This window comes from Aminobacter sp. P4_H6_2, from assembly GCF_056400805.1.
Genome location: NZ_JBFUKO010000051.1, coordinates 1 through 17,803 on the forward strand (window position 1 = coordinate 1; position 17,803 = coordinate 17,803).

Sequence of the window (17,803 nt, forward strand, 5' to 3'; positions counted from 1 at the left end):
GCTGGTTGGCGAAGGCGTGAAGTATGTCGTGGGCCCGGTCACTTCGGGTGTCGCGATCCCCGCTTCCGACGTCTTTGCCGAAAACGGCATCCTGATGGTGACGCCGACGGCAACCGCCCCTGACCTGACCGCACGCGGCCTGACCAATGTGCTCAGGACCTGCGGCCGCGACGATCAGCAGGCTGAAGTCGCTGCTGCCTATGTCCTCAAGACCATGAAGGACAAGCGCATTGCCGTGATCCACGACAAGGGCACCTATGGCAAAGGCCTGGCCGATGCCTTCAAGGCGGCCATCAATGCTGGCGGCCTCCAGGAAGTGCAGTACAATTCGCTGACGCCTGGCGAAAAGGACCTGTCCGCGCTTGTTACCCGCATCAAGGCTGACAATGTCGACGTCATCTATTTCGGCGGCTACCACCCTGAAGGCGGCCTTTTGGCGCGCCAGCTCCATGATGGCGGCGTCAAGGCGCTGATCATCGGCGGCGAAGGCCTGTCCAACACCGAGTTCTGGGCGATCGCCAATGATGCCGGTGCCGGCACGCTGTTCACCAATGCGTCGGATGCACTGAAGAATCCGGCTTCGGCCGATGCCGTCAAGGTTCTGAAGGACAAGGGCATCCCGCCGGAAGCCTTCACGCTCAACGCCTATGCCGCGGTTGAAGTGCTCAAGGCTGGCATCGAAAAGGCCGGCAAGGCCGACGATACCGCAGCTGTCACTGCGGCTCTTAAGTCGGGCGAGCCGATCGCGACTGCCATCGGCAACCTGACCTATGGCGAAAACGGCGACCTGACCTCGCCGAGCTTCTCGCTGTTCAAGTGGGACGGCGGCAAGATCGTCGCCGCGGAATAATTTCCGAGGCACGCAGTTCAAAAGGCCGGGATGAAAATTCCGGCCTTTTTCAATTCAGCGTCGCTCGGTGTGCACGTGCGGAGCTAGCGCGTGCCGAAGATCGCCGAACCGACACGAACGCTGGTGGCGCCGAAGGCGACCGCAAGTTCATAGTCGCCCGACATGCCCATCGACAGCTTTTCGACGCCGGCCTCACGCGCCAGCTTTTCCAGCAGGGCGAAATGGGGCCCCGGGTTTTCGTCGGCCGGCGGGATGCACATCAGGCCCTCGATGGCGAGGCCGTGGATGTCGCGGCAGCGCTTGACGAAGTCGACAGCCTCGCGTGGCTCGACGCCGGCCTTCTGCGGCTCCGAACCGGTATTGACCTGGACATAGAGTTTTGGCGCACGGCCCTGGCGTTCGATTTCCTTGGCGAGTTCGGCTGCGATCTTCTCGCGGTCGACAGTCTCGATGACGTTAAACAGCGCCACCGCCTCCTTGGCCTTGTTGGATTGCAGCGGGCCGATGAGATGCAGTTCGATGTCGGGGAATTCGGCCTTCAGCTCGGGCCATTTGCCCTGCGCTTCCTGGACGCGGTTTTCGCCGAAGATACGCTGGCCGGCCTCGATGACCGGGCGGATATGTTCGGCATCGAAGGTCTTGGATACGGCGACGAGCGTTGCGGCGCCTGCGGGACGGTTGGCCTCGCGCTCGGCCGCACCTATCTTATGCTTCACCAGCGCGAGCTGTTCGACCGAGCTTTCCATAGTTTGGCCCTGCTGCTTTTTGACCGCCCCCGGCCTGCCGGAGTTGACGGGTCCGGGAATCCATGGTGAACACCCGTAACGATTTCCTGAACCGCGGGTTTTCGCCCCGGTCCATGCACGCTTTTAAGTGAAAAACATCCTATGGCAACCGAACGATACAATCCGCGCGCGTCCGAACCCAAATGGCAGAAGGCCTGGGGCGAGGCAAAGCTCTTCGAGACGCAGAACGAAGATCCGCGGCCGAAATACTATGTGCTCGAGATGTTCCCCTATCCGTCGGGGCGCATCCATGTCGGCCACGTCCGCAACTACGCGATGGGCGATGTGGTTGCCCGATTCCGCCGGGCCATGGGCTACAACGTCCTGCACCCGATGGGCTGGGACGCCTTCGGCATGCCGGCGGAAAACGCGGCGATGAAAAACAAGGTCCATCCCAAGGACTGGACCTATCAAAATATCGCCACCATGCGCACGCAGCTCAAGTCGATGGGCTTGTCGCTCGACTGGAGCCGCGAGTTCGCGACCTGCGACGTCGACTATTACCATCGCCAGCAGATGCTGTTCATCGACTTCGTCGAGAAGGGCCTGGTGACGCGCAAGTCCTCCAAGGTCAACTGGGACCCGGAGGACATGACAGTGCTCGCCAACGAGCAGGTCATCGACGGGCGCGGCTGGCGCTCGGGCGCGCTGGTCGAACAGCGCGAGCTGACGCAGTGGTTCTTCAAAATCACCGATTTCGCGCAGGATCTGTCGGATGCGCTGGAAGGGCTCGACGAGTGGCCCGAGAAGGTCAAGCTGATGCAACGCAACTGGATCGGCCGCTCGGAAGGGCTGCTGATCCGATGGCCGCTGGCAGCCGGCACCGCACCCGCCGGCGAGAGTGAACTCGAAGTCTACACGACGCGGCCGGACACGATCTTCGGCGCCTCGTTCATGGCGATTTCGGCCGATCATCCGCTGGCCAGGAAGGCCGCCGAAAACAAGCCCGAGCTCGCCGCCTTCATGGAAGAGGTGCGCCGCATGGGCACGTCGGTCGCGGCACTTGAGACAGCCGAAAAGAAGGGCATGGACACCGGCATCCGCGTCGTCCATCCGTTCGATCCGAGCTGGACGCTGCCGGTCTATGTCGCCAATTTCGTGCTGATGGACTACGGCACGGGCGCCATCTTCGGCTGCCCGTCGGGCGACCAGCGCGACCTCGATTTCGCCAACAAATATGGCCTGCCGGTCGTGCCGGTGGTGATGCCGGAAGGTGGCGACGCCAAGACCTTCCAGGTTACCGAAGAGGCCTATACCGACGATGGCGTGATGATCAATTCGCGCTTCCTCGACGGCATGAAGCCGGATGCGGCGTTCAACGACGTCGCCAACCGCCTCGAGCAGATCTCGATCGGCAACCGGCCGATGGGCGAACGCAAGGTGCAGTTCCGCCTGCGCGACTGGGGCATTTCGCGCCAGCGCTACTGGGGCTGCCCGATCCCGATGATCCATTGCGACGATTGCGGCGTGGTGGCGGTGCCTAAGGCCGATCTGCCGGTCAAGCTGCCCGACGATGTCGAGTTCGACCGTCCGGGCAATCCGCTCGACCGTCACCCGACCTGGCGTCACGTCAATTGCCCGAAATGCGGCAAGGCGGCGCGTCGCGAAACCGATACGATGGACACGTTCGTCGATTCGTCGTGGTATTTCGCGCGCTTCACCGCACCTTGGGAAAACGAGCCGACCGATCCGAAGGCGGCGAACTCTTGGCTGCCGGTCGACCAGTATATCGGCGGCATCGAGCATGCGATCCTGCACCTGCTCTATTCGCGCTTCTTCACCCGCGCGATGAGCAAGGCCGGGCACCTCGACCTGTCCGAGCCGTTCAAGGGCCTGTTCACGCAAGGCATGGTCGTGCACGAGACCTACCGCCTCGGCAGCGGCGCTTCCGCCGAATGGGTTTCGCCGAACGAGGTGAAGATCGAAGACATCGACGGCAAACGCCGTGCCACGCTGCTGTCGTCCGGCGCGCCAGTAGAAATCGGCTCGATCGAAAAGATGTCGAAGTCGAAGAAGAACGTGGTCGATCCCGACGACATCATTGCCAGCTACGGCGCCGACACCGCGCGCTGGTTCGTGCTCAGCGATTCGCCGCCCGAGCGCGATGTCGTGTGGACCGAGGCCGGCGTCGAAGGCGCGCACCGTTTCGTGCAGCGCGTGTGGCGGCTGGTCTCCGAATCCGCCGATGTGTTGGCCAAGGCCGAAGGCAAGCCAGCAGCCGAAGGCGACGCCGCTTTGGTGTCGAAGGCGGCGCACAAGGCGTTGAAGGCGGTTGGCGAAGATATCGGCAAGTTGGCCTTCAACAAGGCTGTCGCGCGCATCTACGAGCTGACCAATGCGCTGCAGGCCCCGCTCGCCGATGCCGCCGCTGGCAAGGCATCAGGAGAGATGATTTCGGCACTGCGCGAGGCGGTCGATATCCTGCTCGTCATGATCGCGCCGATGATGCCGCATCTGGCTGAGGAGTGCTGGGCAGCACTCAATGGCGAAGGCATGGTGGCCGATCGGGCGTGGCCGAAATTCGAACCGGCACTCATCGTCGACAACGAAATCACCTACCCGGTACAGGTCAACGGCAAGAAGCGAGGGGATTTGACAATCGCCCGCGACGCAGATCAATTGACCGTCGAAAAAGCGGCGCTGGCGCTTGAAACAGTGCAGAAGGCGCTGGATGGAAAGCCCCCGCGCAAGGTCATCGTAGTGCCGCAGAGGATCGTCAATGTCGTTGCCTGAGGCGCGGAAATCTCGCAGTTCGTGGCGTGTTGCTGCACGTTTGGCGCTGTTTGCTTCACTTGCACTGGCTTCGGCCTGCACGGTGCGTCCGCTCTACTCGGACGCACCGGTGACGTCCGGTGTCGCGGAGGGCACGACGACGCAGCTTGCCTCGATCAATATCAAGCCGGTCAATACACGTTACGGTCAGGAAGTCCGCAACCATCTGATCTTCATGTTCAATGGCGGGACCGGCCAGCAGGCCTCGGCACCCTACACCATGGATCTTGCGGTCGGGGCCCTGAATGAATCGGCACTTCTGGCCCAGGTGACCACCAAGGACGACGAGCCGACAGCCGGCACGATGACGCTGACAGGCAGCTATGTCATCACCGACATCAAGACCGGCAAGCGGGTCGCCGGCGGCAAGCGCAGCGTGTCGGCATCCTACGATCGTCCACGCCAGGAGTTTGCCAACGTGCGGGCGGAACGCGACGCGCAAAACCGTGCGGCGCGCGAGCTGGCCGAATTGCTCAGGTTGGCCATCGCACAGGACATGTCCAAGAGCTAACTGACGAGGGGCTCGATCGGTCGATGCGGCTGATATCCTTTTCTGCCGCAGGCTACCGATCCCTCAGGTCGATCAGGCTCGACATCGGCCAGGCCTCGGTCTTTGTCGGCGAAAACGGCGTCGGCAAGTCCAACCTCTATCGCGCGCTGCAACTGATCAAGGCTTCGGCTGAAGGCTCGCTCGCCCGCGAAATTGCTGGCGAAGGCGGCATGAGTTCGGCGCTGTGGTCGGGCAAGCGCCGTGCTGGCCAGCCTTCTCGCGTCATCATCGACGCCAAGTTCGTGGATGACGAAACGGCGGCGAAATACACCTACAAGGTCGAGATCGGCCTGCCGCCCCCGGTGTCGGCCGGCTTTGCCTTCGAACCGCATGTCAAGGAAGAGACGCTTGTTGTCGAGGCCGGGCGACGTCCGGTCGAGATGATGATCCGCAAGGGACCTGCGGTGTTTGCCCGCGACGGCGAGGGCCGCCGGGTCGAGCATCCCGAGCGCATCCTCAATTCCGAAACCGCGCTTGCCCTACTGGGTGCTGCGGGGCGCTATCCCGAAGTCGGCGATCTGCGCGCTGCCGTTGCCGGCTGGCGCTTCTACCACGGCTTTCGCACCGATGCCGATTCGCCTGTGCGCAAGCCGGCCTTGGCGACGACGTCGCCGATGCTCGACGAGGATGGCGCCAACCTGGCCGCTGTGTTCGCCACGCTGCGCCACATTCGCGACGATACCGTCGATCTCGACGCCTGCATCGCCGAGGCCATGGGCGGGGCGCAACTGGACGTGCCGGTGCCAGGTGAGAACGCGACGTTCGGGTTGATGCTGCCGGAGTTTCCGCAACGCCTGTTTCGGCCGCAAGAATTGTCCGACGGGCAGATCCGCTTCCTGGCGCTGGCCGGCGCTTTGATGTCGTATCGCCTGCCGCGGCTGATCGCGCTCAACGAGCCGGAGTCGAGCCTGCATCCGCGCATGTTGCCGTCGCTGGCCGACATGATTGCGCGCGCCGCCGAACGCACGCAGGTCTGGGTGGTGACGCACTCGCGCGAACTGGCCGATCTGGTGCGCGATCGAACCGGGTCTCGCGCGCTGACGGTCGTGCGCATCGAAGGGGCGACGATGATCGAAGGCATGCGCCCGACGGGCCTCATGCCGGACGATGACTAAGCGCGTGCAACACGCGGCTTGATGAGAGACCAGCCGAGCGTCATGCCGGCGGCGGCGATCAGGATGGCGGCGGCACCGATGAGTTGCAGCGGCTGCAGGCGATGGCCGAAGGCCAGGAAGTCCGCCAGGATGGCCACGACCGGATAGATGAAGGACAGCGCACCGACGAGGTTGGTCGGCAGCTTCTGGATCGCGCCGTAAAGCAGGATGTACATCACACCGGTATGGATGACGCCGACGGCGACGAGCAGCGCCCAAGTGCTTGCGTCGGTGGGGAGTTGAGCGAAATTGGCGAAGGGCGCGAGCATCGCAATGCCGACCGTCACCTGGATCAGCGCGATCAGATGCGGCGGCACGCCCTTGAGCTTCTTGGTGATGATCGCGGCAATCGCGTAGAAGAACGCGGCGCCGAGCGCCAAGAGGATGCCGCCGAGATAATCGGTTCCGACAGAGCCGATGTCGGGCTTGGCCTGGACGATCATCAGCATGCCGCCGAAGGCGATGCCGAGCCATGTCAGCTTGTTCAGCGTCAGGCGCTCGCCAAAAAACAGCGCGCCCAGCGCCACCAGCATGAAGGGCTGGGTGTTGTAGACGGCAGTGGCGATCGAGATCGAAGCGCGCGGGAAGGCGGCAAACAGCAGGATCCAGTTGGAGACGATGGCGACCCCGCCGATGGCGGCATGGACGATCTGGCGGTGCGACATGACCTCGGCTCGGAACAGGCCCAACGCAGCGCAGACGATCAGCAGGGTGATGGCACCGAAGGCGCAGCGCCAGAACACCACATCCATGACCGGCTGGCCCGACAGGACGACAAACAGCCCGATCGTGCCCGAAATCACCATTGCAGCGGTCATTTCGACCGTGCCGCGCAGCTTGTCCGACATTTCTCAGCCTCTTTTGTTCAGGGCTGTATTCGTACGCTTGTGGTCCGAGCGAATATATGGATCTGCGAAGGCATTTGCGGGGTTCAGGCTAATTCTGTAAGGTCGCGGGGGGAAGATGCCTAAGAGGTGCGCATGCTGGACGATCTGGACAGGCGTATTGTCGAAATTCTTGTCGACGACGCCCGCATTTCGCTCAAGGAGCTGGCGCGGCGGGTGAACCTGTCGTCGCCCAGTACGTCGGAACGTCTCAGGCGGCTGGAGGAGCGCGGTGTCATCCGCGCCTTCACCGTCGACATCGACCCGCATGCGCTTGGCTATACGCTGCAGGCGATCGTTCGCATCCGGCCGCTGCCCGGCAAGCTGCATCAGGTTCAGAAACTGATCGAGGACATTCCGCAGTTCTCGGAATGCGACAAGGTGACGGGCGACGATTGCTTCATCGCCCGGCTGCATATCCGCTCGATCGACGAGCTCGACAAAATCCTCGACCAGATCACCGACAAGGCCGAGACCAACAGCTCGATCGTCAAGGCGCAGCCGGTGAAGCGGCGCTTGCCGCCGCTGGCTTGAGGCAACATCAAAGCCGGCGCATGGGCTGCGCCGGCTTTGATGTTCGATGGAAAGAATCAGCCGATCTTCTGGCCGGTCTTGGCCCAGTCGGACAGGAACATCTCGAGGCCCTTGTCGGTCAGCGGATGCTTGACCAGCGCCTTGAGCGTTGCCGGCGGGATGGTGGCGACGTCGGCGCCGATCATTGCGGCACGCTTGACGTGATCGACGGTGCGGATCGAGGCGGCGAGGATTTCGGTGTCGAAGCCGTAATTGTCGTAGATGTGGCGGATCTCGGCGATCAGCTCCATGCCGTCGACGCCCATGTCGTCGAGGCGGCCGATGAATGGCGAAATGAAGGTGGCACCGGCCTTTGCGGCGAGCAGGGCCTGGTTGGCGGAGAAGCACAAGGTGACATTGACCATGCGGCCTTCCGAGGTCAGCGCGCGGCAGGCGCGGAGGCCGTCGAGCGTGAGCGGCACCTTGATGCAGATGTTGTCGGCGATCTTCGACAGGACCGCCGCTTCCTTCATCATCTCGGAGAATTCGGTCGCAGCGACTTCCGCCGAGACCGGGCCTTCGACGATGTCGCAGATTTCCTTGGTCACTTCGGCGATGTTGCGGCCGGACTTGAGAATCAGCGAGGGGTTGGTGGTGACTCCGTCGAGAAGGCCGAGCTCATTGAGCTCACGGATGTCCTTCACGTCGGCCGTATCGACGAAAAACTTCATAACAGTCTCCTTAGCAATGGAAGGGTGCCCCTGGGGCACCACGCTTGTCGGCCTTTGCTCTAAACCAAGTTCGGGGCAAGGTCACGCGTCATGACCGCCGATTCGCCAAGAACAAGAGCCGCCGCCGTGCTGGTGCCGATGCCGGCCGAGCGCCCCTATTCCTATGCGGTGCCCGACGGCATGCAGGTGATGCCCGGGTCGATCGTGCGTGTGCCGCTGGGGCCGCGCGAGGTGGCCGGCATCGTCTGGGACGGACCAGTCGAGGTGGTCGACCCCAAGAAGCTGCGGCCGATCGCCCATGTCTTCGATTGCCCGCCTGTTACTGAACACATGCGGCGGCTGGTCGACTGGATCGCGCAGTACACTTTGTCGCCGCCCGGCATGGTGGCGCGGATGATCTTGCGCGCGCCCGAAGCCTTCGACCCGGAGCCGTGGACGGAGGGCATCAAGCGCAGCGATGGCGAGCCCGACCGAATGACGGCAGCGCGCGCGCGGGTGCTCGAAATGGCCAATGACGGCATGGCCTGGACGCGCTCGGGACTGGCGCATGCCGCCGGCGTATCCTCGACCGTCATCGACGGGCTGAGGGCGCAGGGCGTGTTCGAGACGGTGATGATCCCGCCGCGTCCGGTGGTGGCCGCGCCCGACACGTCCTACGGCAACGCCGGGTTGACGGTCGACCAGGAAGCCGTGGCCGTTGGCCTTCGCGCCCAGGTGGAGGCCGACCGATTCGGCGTCACCCTCATCGATGGCGTCACCGGCTCGGGCAAGACGGAGGTCTATTTCGAGGCCGTGGCGTCCGCACTCGACAAGGGCAAGCAGGTGCTGATCCTGCTGCCTGAAATTGCCTTGACCCAGGCCTTTCTCGAACGCTTCCAGAACCGTTTCGGCGCCAAGCCGGCCGAGTGGCATTCGGACCTGCCGCCGCGCATGCGCGAGCGCGTCTGGCGCCAGGTGGCGGAGGGCGGCGTGCGTGTGGTCGCAGGCGCCCGCTCGGCGCTTTTTCTGCCGTTCAACAATCTCGGCCTGATCGTTGTCGACGAGGAGCACGACCCAGCCTACAAGCAGGAGGACCGCGTCTTCTACAATGCCCGCGACATGGCCGTGGTGCGCGCCCATATCGGCGGCTTTCCGGTGGTGCTGGCTTCCGCCACGCCTTCGGTCGAAAGCCGGGTCAATGCCGAGCAGGGCAAATACGCGCGGGCCGTCTTGTCGGCTCGATTCGCGGAAGCCGCACTGCCCAAGCTTGCCACCATCGACATGCGGCGCTCGCCGCCAGCGCGCGGCGGCTTCCTGTCGCCGGTGCTACTCGGCAAGATGCGCGAGACGCTTGGCCGCCAGGAGCAGTCGCTGCTGTTTCTCAACCGTCGCGGTTACGCGCCACTGACGCTTTGCCGGGTGTGCGGCCACCGCTTCGGCTGCCCGGTCTGTTCGGCCTGGCTGGTCGAGCATCGCTTCCGTGGCCAGCTCGTCTGCCACCATTGCGGCCACAACGAAAAGCGCCCCGAGGCCTGCCCGGAATGCGGCACCTTCGATCACCTCGTCGCCTGCGGACCAGGCGTCGAGCGGATCGCCGAGGAGGTCGTTTCGCATTTCCCCGACGCGCGAACCATCGTGCTGTCGTCGGATATGCTGGGCGGGGTGAAACGGCTCAGGCTTGAGCTGGAGGCGATCGCCAATGGCGATGCCGACATCGTCATCGGCACCCAGCTTGTCGCCAAGGGCCATAACTTCCCCAACATGACACTGGTTGGCGTGGTCGACGCCGATCTGGGCCTCGCCAATGGCGATCCGCGCGCCGCCGAGCGCACATATCAATTGCTGTCGCAGGTAACAGGTCGGGCAGGGCGCACTGGCAAGAAAAGCCTTGGCCTGCTTCAGACCTTCCAGCCCGATCATCCTGTCATGCGGGCGATCGTCTCAGGCGATTCGGAGGCGTTTTATGACCGTGAGATTTCCGAACGCGAAAAGGCCGGATTGCCGCCCTTCGGCAGGCTCGCTGGCATCATCGTGAGTGCTGCGACGCGCCCCGAAGCCGAGAGCCATGCGCGCGGGCTGCGGCGTGCGGCACAGGTGGCGCAGGATGTCCACGTGCTCGGCCCCGCCGAAGCGCCCCTGGCCTTGATCGGAGGGCGTCACCGCTTCCGGCTCTTGGTTCAAGCCGACCGCAAGGCGGACATCCAGGGCTACATCCGCGCGCTGCTGGCTGCCGGGCCGAAGGTGCGCGGTTCGGTGCGCGTGCAGGTCGACATCGACCCGCAGAGCTTTTTGTAACCTACGTCGAGGGACTTGCTACGATGCCGAGCAGCGGCGGTTGCAGGCTTGGGCCGGTCAGCGTCTTCTCCAGCGTATAACCTGCGGCGGCCAGGCGCACTGCAACAGCATGTTCGATGGTCGGCACCTGGTCGGCGTTCGGCGGTTCGAAAAACAGGAACAGCCGGCCCTGTGACGCCAGCAGGGAGCGGATCAGCTTGAGTTCGCGAGCTGCCTCCAGCCAGAACAGATTGACGTTGATGGCGAAGACCTTGTCGAAAGGCCGGCCCTTGCCCGACCAGTCCGCGAGAGCGCCTTGAACGACAGCCGCCTTGCCTGACGTAATCGCGGCGCGGTTCCTGTCTTCAGCCGAACTCACGGCGCTGTCGGATCGGTCAAGACCGGTGATGTGGCCGTCGATCAGCAGCGGCGTGATCTCGGCCATGGCGATGCCGCGGCCGCAGCCGATCTCAAGCAACCGGTCGCTTGGGCTGATGCCGAGGTGGCCGATCGCCCAGGCAATTCGTTGAGGTGTCGCCATGGTCCTCTCCAGCGGGTCTGTCGGCGCAACATAACTGTTTGAGTCGGTCCCGCCAGCTGCGCTCTGGCGCTCGGCCGGGCGTCGGCTATGATCACCGCAGATTCGCAGTGTAAGAGCGTCCTTTGCGCCTGCGAAATCGACGCGCGGCGCTCTGATCGGAGGGGGATAGATGGAGTTCGCATTTCCGTGGCCGATGAGCCAGGGCGAGTGGTTGGCGTGGAGCTCGGCGGCGGTGACGCTGCTGTTCGGCGTCATCTTGTTCTTCGCCCCGAGAATCGCCTTTCGCCTGCTCAGGTTGCAGCCTCGTCCCGACAATCCCGAAGCCATCGCCCAAGGGCGTGCCACCATGGCTGGCTTTTTCCTTGGCGTCGGCCTGTGTGCGATTCTGCTCGCCCAGCCGTGGCTGTACATGGCGCTGGGCGTTTCCTGGCTGTTCACAGCCTTCGGCCGGATCGTCGCCATGATGTCGGACGCGGCCAACACGCCTTACAACTGGGTCGCCATCATTATCGAACTGACCCTGGCTGCCCTTCCGCTGGGGTTTGTTTTCGGCTTCTGGCCGTGAATCGGCAGCAAGCCCCCGCTCCAAGGCGCAAGATGCGACAATAGTGCCTCAAATGGCTGTTAGAGGACGTGTTGCGGTCCTCAAAAGCCTGTGCTAGACGGCAATCGACTTTCGGCCGGGGGGATGCGGCTGACGCGAGCTCCGGGGTCAAAAAACGCAGTAAGGTCAAAGATTTAGCTAGAGTATAACGCTCGCGCCAACAATCTTGCGGCCTGTCAGATAAGAGAAAAGACGGTCCGTGGCCCAATCTTCCTCGCCAATCTCCGGTGTTGCTGAGCGCTATGCGGGGTCGTTGTTCGATCTCGCGCTCGAAGCAGGCGCTGTTGCAAAGGTAGAAGCCGATCTCGGTCGATTCGCTGCGCTGCTCGATGGCAATGCCGATCTCGACCGCTTGATCAAAAGCCCGGTCTTCTCCGGCGAAGAGCAGGAAAAGGCCATTGCGGCGATCGCCGACAAGGCCAAGATCACTGGTCTGGCTGGCAATTTCCTTCGCCTCGTGGCGCGCAATCGCCGTCTGTTTGCCCTTCCCGGCATGATCAAGGCGTTCCGCCAGATCGCTGCCGAGCATCGGGGCGAGACTTCAGCCGAAGTCACTTCGGCGCATGCGCTGACGACGGCTCAGGAAACTGAACTCAAGACGGCGCTGAAGAGCGTTGCCGGCAAGGATGTGGCGATCGCGGTCGCCGTCGATCCTTCGCTGCTCGGCGGCCTGATCGTGAAGATGGGCTCGCGCCAGGTCGATACGTCGCTCAAAACCAAACTCAATTCGCTCAAGCTTGCACTGAAAGAGGTCGGCTGATGGACATCCGCGCCGCGGAAATTTCCGCAATTCTGAAAGACCAGATCAAGAATTTCGGCAAGGAAGCCGAAGTCTCCGAAGTCGGCCAGGTTCTGTCGGTGGGTGACGGTATCGCCCGCGTGTACGGTCTCGATAACGTCCAGGCGGGCGAAATGGTCGAGTTCCCGGGCGGCATTCGCGGCATGGCGCTAAACCTTGAAAGCGACAATGTCGGCGTCGTCATCTTCGGTGCCGACCGCGACATCAAGGAAGGCGACACCGTCAAGCGTACCGGCTCGATCGTCGACGTTCCCGTCGGTCCCGGCCTGCTCGGCCGCGTCGTTGACGCGCTCGGCAATCCGATCGACGGCAAGGGCCCGATCAAGGCAGTCGAACGCCGCCGCGTCGACGTCAAGGCGCCCGGCATCATTCCCCGCAAGTCGGTCAACGAGCCGATGTCGACCGGCCTCAAGGCCATCGATGCCCTGATCCCGGTCGGCCGCGGCCAGCGCGAGTTGGTCATCGGTGACCGTCAGACCGGCAAGACCGCCATCATTCTCGACACGATCCTGAACCAGAAGGCTATCCACCAGTCCGGGCCGGACAAGGAAAAGCTTTACTGCGTCTACGTCGCCGTCGGCCAGAAGCGCTCGACCGTTGCGCAGTTTGTGAAGGTGCTCGAAGAGCGCGGCGCGCTCGAATACTCGATCATCATCGCCGCCACGGCTTCCGACCCTGCTCCGATGCAGTTCCTGGCRCCGTTCRCCGGCKSCRCCATGGGCGAATATTTCCGCGACAACGGCATGCATGCGCTGATCTCGTATGACGATCTGTCCAAGCAGGCCGTCGCCTATCGCCAGATGTCGCTGCTGCTGCGCCGTCCGCCCGGCCGCGAAGCCTATCCCGGCGACGTGTTCTACCTGCACTCGCGTCTTCTCGAGCGCGCTGCAAAGCTCAACGACGACAATGGCGGCGGCTCGCTGACGGCTCTGCCGGTCATCGAAACCCAGGCCAACGACGTGTCGGCCTACATCCCGACCAACGTGATCTCGATCACCGACGGCCAGATCTTCCTCGAAACCAACCTGTTCTTCCAGGGCATCCGCCCTGCCGTGAACGTCGGTCTGTCGGTTTCGCGCGTCGGTTCGTCGGCGCAGATCAAGGCGATGAAGCAGGTTGCCGGCTCGATCAAGGGCGAGCTCGCGCAGTACCGCGAAATGGCGGCCTTTGCGCAGTTCGGCTCCGATCTCGACGCCGCCACGCAGCGCCTGCTCAACCGCGGCGCACGCCTGACCGAACTTCTGAAGCAGCCGCAGTTCTCGCCGCTGAAGACCGAAGAGCAGGTTGCGGTGATCTTCGCTGGCGTCAACGGCTACCTCGACAAGCTGGCGATCAATCAGGTCGGCCGCTTCGAGCAGGGTCTGCTTGCGCATATGCGTTCGGACGGCAAGGACGTTCTCGACGCGATCCGTATCGAAAAGGCGCTGAGCGACGACGTTCGCGGCAAGCTCAAGGGCCATATCGACGCGTTCGCGAAAAACTTCGCCTGACACTGACGGGTAAGGCATGGCTTCGTTAAAAGACCTCCGCAACCGTATCGCCTCGGTCAAGGCGACGCAGAAGATCACCAAGGCGATGCAGATGGTCGCCGCGGCGAAGCTGCGCCGTGCGCAGGAAGCTGCGGAAGCCGCGCGTCCCTATTCGCAGCGCATGGGTGCAGTTCTGGCCAACATCGCTGGAGCAGTGGCCGGTGGCAGCGATGCCCCGGCGCTGATGACCGGCACCGGCAAGGACGACGTGCATCTGCTCGTCGTCTGCACGGCCGAGCGTGGCCTGTGCGGCGGCTTCAATTCGCAGATCGCGCGTTTTGCGCGCGATCACGTCCGCAAGCTTCTGGCTTCGGGCAAGACGGTGAAAATCATCTGCGTCGGCAAGAAGGGTTTCGATATCCTGCGCCGCGACTACGCGTCGTTGATCATCGAGCGTGTCGATCTGCGCGAAGCCAAGCAAGTCGGCTTCGTTCATGCCGATGGCATCGCCAAGAAGGTGACGTCGCTGTTCAACGACGGCGCGTTCGACGTCTGCACGCTGTTTTATTCGGAATTCAAGTCGGTGATCGCACAAATCCCGACGATGCAGCAGATCATCCCCGCCGCTGCCCCGACCGTTGGTGCCGATGCGGACGCTGCGGGCGGCGCCGTCTATGAATACGAGCCCGAGCCGGGCGAGATTCTGAGCGACCTCATTCCGCGCAACATCTCCGTGCAGGTTTTCCGGGCGTTGCTCGAAAACGCCGCCGGCGAGATGGGCGCCAAGATGAGCGCGATGGACAATGCGACGCGCAATGCCGGCGACATGATCAACAAGCTGACGATGTCCTACAACCGCCAGCGTCAGGCTCAGATCACCAAAGAACTGATCGAAATCATTTCGGGCGCGGAAGCGCTCTAATCGACCAAAGAGGTTAACACCATGGCTAAAGCAGCTACTCCGAAAGCGGCTCCGGCGGCGGCAAAAGCCCCGGCAGCAAAGAAGGCGGCGCCCGCCAAGGCAGCAGCCGTGAAGGCTTCGGCTCCTGTATTGTCGGCCAAGGGCGTGGCTGGCCGCGTCTCCCAGGTCATCGGCGCCGTTGTCGACGTTTCCTTCGACGGCGGTAACCTGCCCAAGATCCTGAACGCACTCGAGACGATGAACGGCTCCAACCGCCTCATTCTCGAAGTGGCGCAGCATCTCGGCGAAAACACCGTTCGCTGCATCGCCATGGACATCTCGGAAGGCCTCGTTCGCGGTCAGGCCGTGTATGACACGGGCGAGCCGATCATGGTTCCGGTTGGCGACGAAACGCTCGGCCGCATCATGAACGTCATCGGCGAGCCGGTCGACGAAGCTGGCCCGGTCAAGACCAAGCTGAAGCGCGCCATCCACCAGGAAGCGCCGGCTTATGTCGACCAGTCGACCGAAGCGCAGATCCTCGTCACCGGCATCAAGGTCGTCGATCTGCTGGCTCCTTACGCACGCGGCGGCAAGATCGGCCTGTTCGGCGGCGCCGGCGTCGGCAAGACCGTTCTGATCCAGGAACTGATCAACAACGTCGCCAAGGCCCACGGTGGCTACTCGGTGTTCGCCGGCGTCGGCGAGCGCACCCGCGAAGGCAACGATCTCTATCACGAAATGATCGAGTCGGGCGTCAACAAGGACCCGCACGAGAACAACGGCTCGACCGAAGGCTCCAAGTGCGCCCTGGTGTTCGGCCAGATGAACGAGCCGCCAGGTGCGCGCGCTCGCGTCGCCCTGTCGGGCCTGACCATCGCTGAGCATTTCCGCGACCAGGGCCAGGACGTGCTGTTCTTCGTCGACAACATCTTCCGCTTTACCCAGGCAGGTTCGGAAGTGTCGGCTCTGCTCGGCCGTATTCCTTCGGCCGTGGGCTATCAGCCGACGCTGTCGACCGACATGGGCCAGATGCAGGAACGCATCACCACCACCCACAAGGGTTCGATCACCTCGGTGCAGGCGATTTACGTCCCCGCCGACGATTTGACCGATCCGGCGCCAGCAACCTCGTTCGCGCATCTTGACGCGACGACCGTTCTCAACCGCGCGATCTCGGAAAAGGGCATCTACCCGGCCGTGGATCCGCTCGACTCGACCTCGCGCATGCTCGATCCGCTGATCGTCGGCGAAGAGCACTATTCGGTCGCCCGTCGCGTTCAGGAAATCCTCCAGCGCTACAAGTCGCTGCAGGACATCATCGCCATCTTGGGCATGGACGAGTTGTCGGAAGAGGACAAGGTCACGGTCGCCCGCGCCCGCAAGATCGAGCGCTTCTTGTCGCAGCCGTTCTTCGTCGCCGAAGTGTTCACCGGTTCGCCCGGCCAGCTGGTTCCGCTCGAAGACACGATCAAGAGCTTCAAGGGCCTGGTCAACGGCGAATACGATCACCTGCCGGAAGCTGCCTTCTACATGGTCGGTGGCATCGACATGGCGATCGAAAAGGCCCAGCGCCTGGCTGCGGAAGCGGCATAATCATACCAGCCGCAGCGCGGGCCTTGGGGTCCGCGCTGTCGCCCGATCACTGTCCTGTTACGGGCAGGTCTGCTCGGAACTCCGTCCAAGCATTTGTGAGACACCATGGCTGAAGCTTTCAAATTCGAACTGGTCTCGCCCGAGCGTCTGCTCGTTTCGGAGCAGGTCGAGTCCGTCGTCATTCCGGGTGCGGAAGGCGAAATGACTGTCATGGCCAACCACGCGCCGGTCATGACCACGATCAAGCCTGGTGTTGTGACGGTGAAGACCGTTGCTGGCAAGGAAGAGCGCTACGTCGTATTTGGCGGTTTTGCCGACATCGTTCCGGCTGGCTGCACGCTGCTCGCCGAATCGGCGACATCGGTCAAGGATATCGACCGCGCTGAACTGCTGCGCCGTATCCAGGAAGCGCGCGAGGATCTCTCCGACGCCAAGGAAGATCAGGCCCGCACCAAGGCGGAAGCCTATCTGAACCATCTTTCGACGCTGGAAGCCGCAATCTAAGGCTCTTGCATGCGGGCTGCGGCCCACCAGAATGGCTTCGAGCCGTCGGTCACTCCGGCGGCTTTTTGCTTTTCTGGAATTGCGGACTCGCGGTTAGGAACGTGGGTCCAAGCGCAGCGGCCGCGCGGATTTGTCCAGTTCGACTGGACAGGGTTAGGCCCTGGCGGCCGGTAAGTCCCAGTGACACTATTGCGCGCCGGCGGCGACCAGGATCTTCTCTATCTCGGAGAAGCCATGCTTGCGCGCATTCTGAAGCGGCGTCACTCCATCGCCGTCGGCAAGATTGACGTCGGCGCCTGCGTCTACGAGCAGCTTGACTATCGCGACATGGTGCGGGCCGCCGTCTGCCAGCACGATCGCCTCCAGCAGGGCCGTCCAATTGAGCTTGTTGACGTGATCGACATCGACGCCGGCCTCGATCAGTRCGCGCACGGTTTCGACGTGGCCGCGTTCAGCAGCAGGAATAAGAGCCGTGCCGCCATAACGGTTGGTGCTCTTGAGGTCAGCGCCGTGAGTGAGCGTCAGGCGCAGGATTTCCAGATGCCCGCGCGCACCGGCATAGAGATAGGGGCTGTCGCTGATGGCATCCTTGGCGTTGACGTCGGCACCGGCCTGGATCAGCATCTTCGCGGCCTCGACCTGATTGGCATGCGTGGCGATTAGAAGCGCAGTGCGGCCGCGTTGGTCGCGGGCGTCGATACTGGCGCCTTTGGCCAGGAGCCCTCGGATAGCGGGCGCGTCGCCCTTTGCTGCCATTGCGTGCAACTCGAGTTCGAGCATGTCGTCTCCTGCAGCAGGTGAAATCCACGCCACGGCGGCGAGGAATAGAGCATAAGCAATGGCAGGCAAAGCCTTGGTCATTTTCGTACCTTTCAATGCGCGGGGCCAGTCCAGGAT

At 63.1% G+C, this 17,803-nt stretch carries 17 protein-coding genes; 12 read left to right on the forward strand and 5 right to left on the reverse strand.

From position 1 onward, the window contains the following. Nucleotides 1-850 (forward strand): branched-chain amino acid ABC transporter substrate-binding protein (locus AC1DUU_RS06665; RefSeq protein WP_476782633.1); only part of this gene is annotated, 850 nt, incomplete at its 5' end. Nucleotides 851-933: 83 nt separating this feature from the next. Here AC1DUU_RS06665 and AC1DUU_RS06670 read toward each other — a convergent pair. Next, nucleotides 934-1,596: a YggS family pyridoxal phosphate-dependent enzyme gene (locus AC1DUU_RS06670; protein ID WP_476782634.1), complete on the reverse strand. Its 663-nt coding sequence runs from the start codon at nucleotides 1,594-1,596 to the stop codon at nucleotides 934-936. Between the two features lie 141 nt (nucleotides 1,597-1,737). Here AC1DUU_RS06670 and leuS point away from each other — a divergent pair, with 141 nt between their 5' ends. From leuS to AC1DUU_RS06685, 3 genes are read left to right on the forward strand one after another with little or no spacing between them, the layout of a single operon-like run. Continuing rightward, nucleotides 1,738-4,368: a leucine--tRNA ligase gene (gene leuS / locus AC1DUU_RS06675; RefSeq protein ID WP_476782635.1), complete on the forward strand. Its 2,631-nt coding sequence runs from the start codon at nucleotides 1,738-1,740 to the stop codon at nucleotides 4,366-4,368. Beyond that, nucleotides 4,355-4,918, forward strand: coding sequence for an LPS assembly lipoprotein LptE (gene lptE / locus AC1DUU_RS06680; RefSeq protein WP_476782636.1), 564 nt, complete (start codon nucleotides 4,355-4,357; stop codon nucleotides 4,916-4,918). Before leuS ends, lptE begins: the two co-directional genes overlap by 14 nt. A 23-nt stretch (nucleotides 4,919-4,941) precedes the next feature. After that, the gene (locus tag AC1DUU_RS06685; protein WP_476782637.1) at nucleotides 4,942-6,072 is read left to right on the forward strand and encodes an AAA family ATPase; all 1,131 of its coding nucleotides are present in this window, start codon (nucleotides 4,942-4,944) and stop codon (nucleotides 6,070-6,072) included. Here the strand turns inward: AC1DUU_RS06685 and AC1DUU_RS06690 are convergent. Beyond that, complete coding sequence (locus AC1DUU_RS06690) at nucleotides 6,069-6,959, reverse strand: DMT family transporter (protein ID WP_476782638.1); 891 nt, start codon at nucleotides 6,957-6,959, stop codon at nucleotides 6,069-6,071. The genes AC1DUU_RS06685 and AC1DUU_RS06690 overlap by 4 nt on opposite strands. A 132-nt stretch (nucleotides 6,960-7,091) precedes the next feature. Here AC1DUU_RS06690 and AC1DUU_RS06695 point away from each other — a divergent pair, with 132 nt between their 5' ends. Continuing rightward, nucleotides 7,092-7,529: an Lrp/AsnC family transcriptional regulator gene (locus AC1DUU_RS06695; RefSeq protein ID WP_476782639.1), complete on the forward strand. Its 438-nt coding sequence runs from the start codon at nucleotides 7,092-7,094 to the stop codon at nucleotides 7,527-7,529. A 56-nt stretch (nucleotides 7,530-7,585) separates the two neighbouring features. Here AC1DUU_RS06695 and fsa read toward each other — a convergent pair whose 3' ends face one another. Next, the gene (fsa, locus tag AC1DUU_RS06700) at nucleotides 7,586-8,239 is read right to left on the reverse strand and encodes a fructose-6-phosphate aldolase (RefSeq protein ID WP_476782640.1); all 654 of its coding nucleotides are present in this window, start codon (nucleotides 8,237-8,239) and stop codon (nucleotides 7,586-7,588) included. A gap of 90 nt (nucleotides 8,240-8,329) precedes the next feature. On the opposite strand from fsa, the gene AC1DUU_RS06705 reads away from it, so the two are divergent. Next, the gene (locus AC1DUU_RS06705) at nucleotides 8,330-10,513 is read left to right on the forward strand and encodes a primosomal protein N' (RefSeq protein ID WP_476782641.1); all 2,184 of its coding nucleotides are present in this window, start codon (nucleotides 8,330-8,332) and stop codon (nucleotides 10,511-10,513) included. Between the two features lies 1 nt (nucleotide 10,514). Here the strand turns inward: AC1DUU_RS06705 and AC1DUU_RS06710 are convergent, their stop codons facing one another. Further along, nucleotides 10,515-11,033, reverse strand: a complete 519-nt coding sequence (locus AC1DUU_RS06710) for an SAM-dependent methyltransferase (RefSeq protein WP_476782642.1) — start codon at nucleotides 11,031-11,033, stop codon at nucleotides 10,515-10,517. Nucleotides 11,034-11,202: 169 nt separating this feature from the next. Between AC1DUU_RS06710 and AC1DUU_RS06715 the strand changes: the two genes are divergently transcribed. The 6 genes from AC1DUU_RS06715 to AC1DUU_RS06740 all read left to right on the forward strand — a co-directional run bounded on the left by AC1DUU_RS06715 (nucleotide 11,203) and on the right by AC1DUU_RS06740 (nucleotide 16,906). Beyond that, the gene (locus tag AC1DUU_RS06715) at nucleotides 11,203-11,598 is read left to right on the forward strand and encodes an AGROH133_08824 family phage infection protein (RefSeq protein ID WP_476782643.1); all 396 of its coding nucleotides are present in this window, start codon (nucleotides 11,203-11,205) and stop codon (nucleotides 11,596-11,598) included. 238 nt (nucleotides 11,599-11,836) lie between these two features. Further along, on the forward strand, nucleotides 11,837-12,397 hold the full coding sequence (locus AC1DUU_RS06720) for a F0F1 ATP synthase subunit delta (protein WP_476782644.1): 561 nt from the start codon (nucleotides 11,837-11,839) through the stop codon (nucleotides 12,395-12,397). Continuing rightward, the gene (atpA, locus tag AC1DUU_RS06725; RefSeq protein ID WP_476782645.1) at nucleotides 12,397-13,926 is read left to right on the forward strand and encodes a F0F1 ATP synthase subunit alpha; all 1,530 of its coding nucleotides are present in this window, start codon (nucleotides 12,397-12,399) and stop codon (nucleotides 13,924-13,926) included. The genes AC1DUU_RS06720 and atpA overlap by 1 nt, the downstream gene beginning before the upstream one ends. 16 nt (nucleotides 13,927-13,942) lie before the next feature. Beyond that, nucleotides 13,943-14,827, forward strand: a complete 885-nt coding sequence (locus tag AC1DUU_RS06730) for a F0F1 ATP synthase subunit gamma (protein WP_476782646.1) — start codon at nucleotides 13,943-13,945, stop codon at nucleotides 14,825-14,827. A 21-nt stretch (nucleotides 14,828-14,848) separates the two neighbouring features. Continuing rightward, nucleotides 14,849-16,402 carry a F0F1 ATP synthase subunit beta gene (gene atpD / locus AC1DUU_RS06735; protein WP_476782647.1) on the forward strand — a complete coding sequence of 518 codons (1,554 nt, stop codon included), beginning with the start codon at nucleotides 14,849-14,851 and terminating at the stop codon, nucleotides 16,400-16,402. Nucleotides 16,403-16,507: 105 nt separating this feature from the next. Further along, nucleotides 16,508-16,906: a F0F1 ATP synthase subunit epsilon gene (locus tag AC1DUU_RS06740; RefSeq protein WP_476782648.1), complete on the forward strand. Its 399-nt coding sequence runs from the start codon at nucleotides 16,508-16,510 to the stop codon at nucleotides 16,904-16,906. Between the two features lie 186 nt (nucleotides 16,907-17,092). Here AC1DUU_RS06740 and AC1DUU_RS06745 read toward each other — a convergent pair whose 3' ends face one another. After that, nucleotides 17,093-17,686 (reverse strand): ankyrin repeat domain-containing protein, encoded by a 594-nt coding sequence (locus AC1DUU_RS06745; RefSeq protein WP_476782649.1) that lies wholly within the window; start codon nucleotides 17,684-17,686, stop codon nucleotides 17,093-17,095. Between the last annotated feature and the right edge of the window lie 117 nt (nucleotides 17,687-17,803).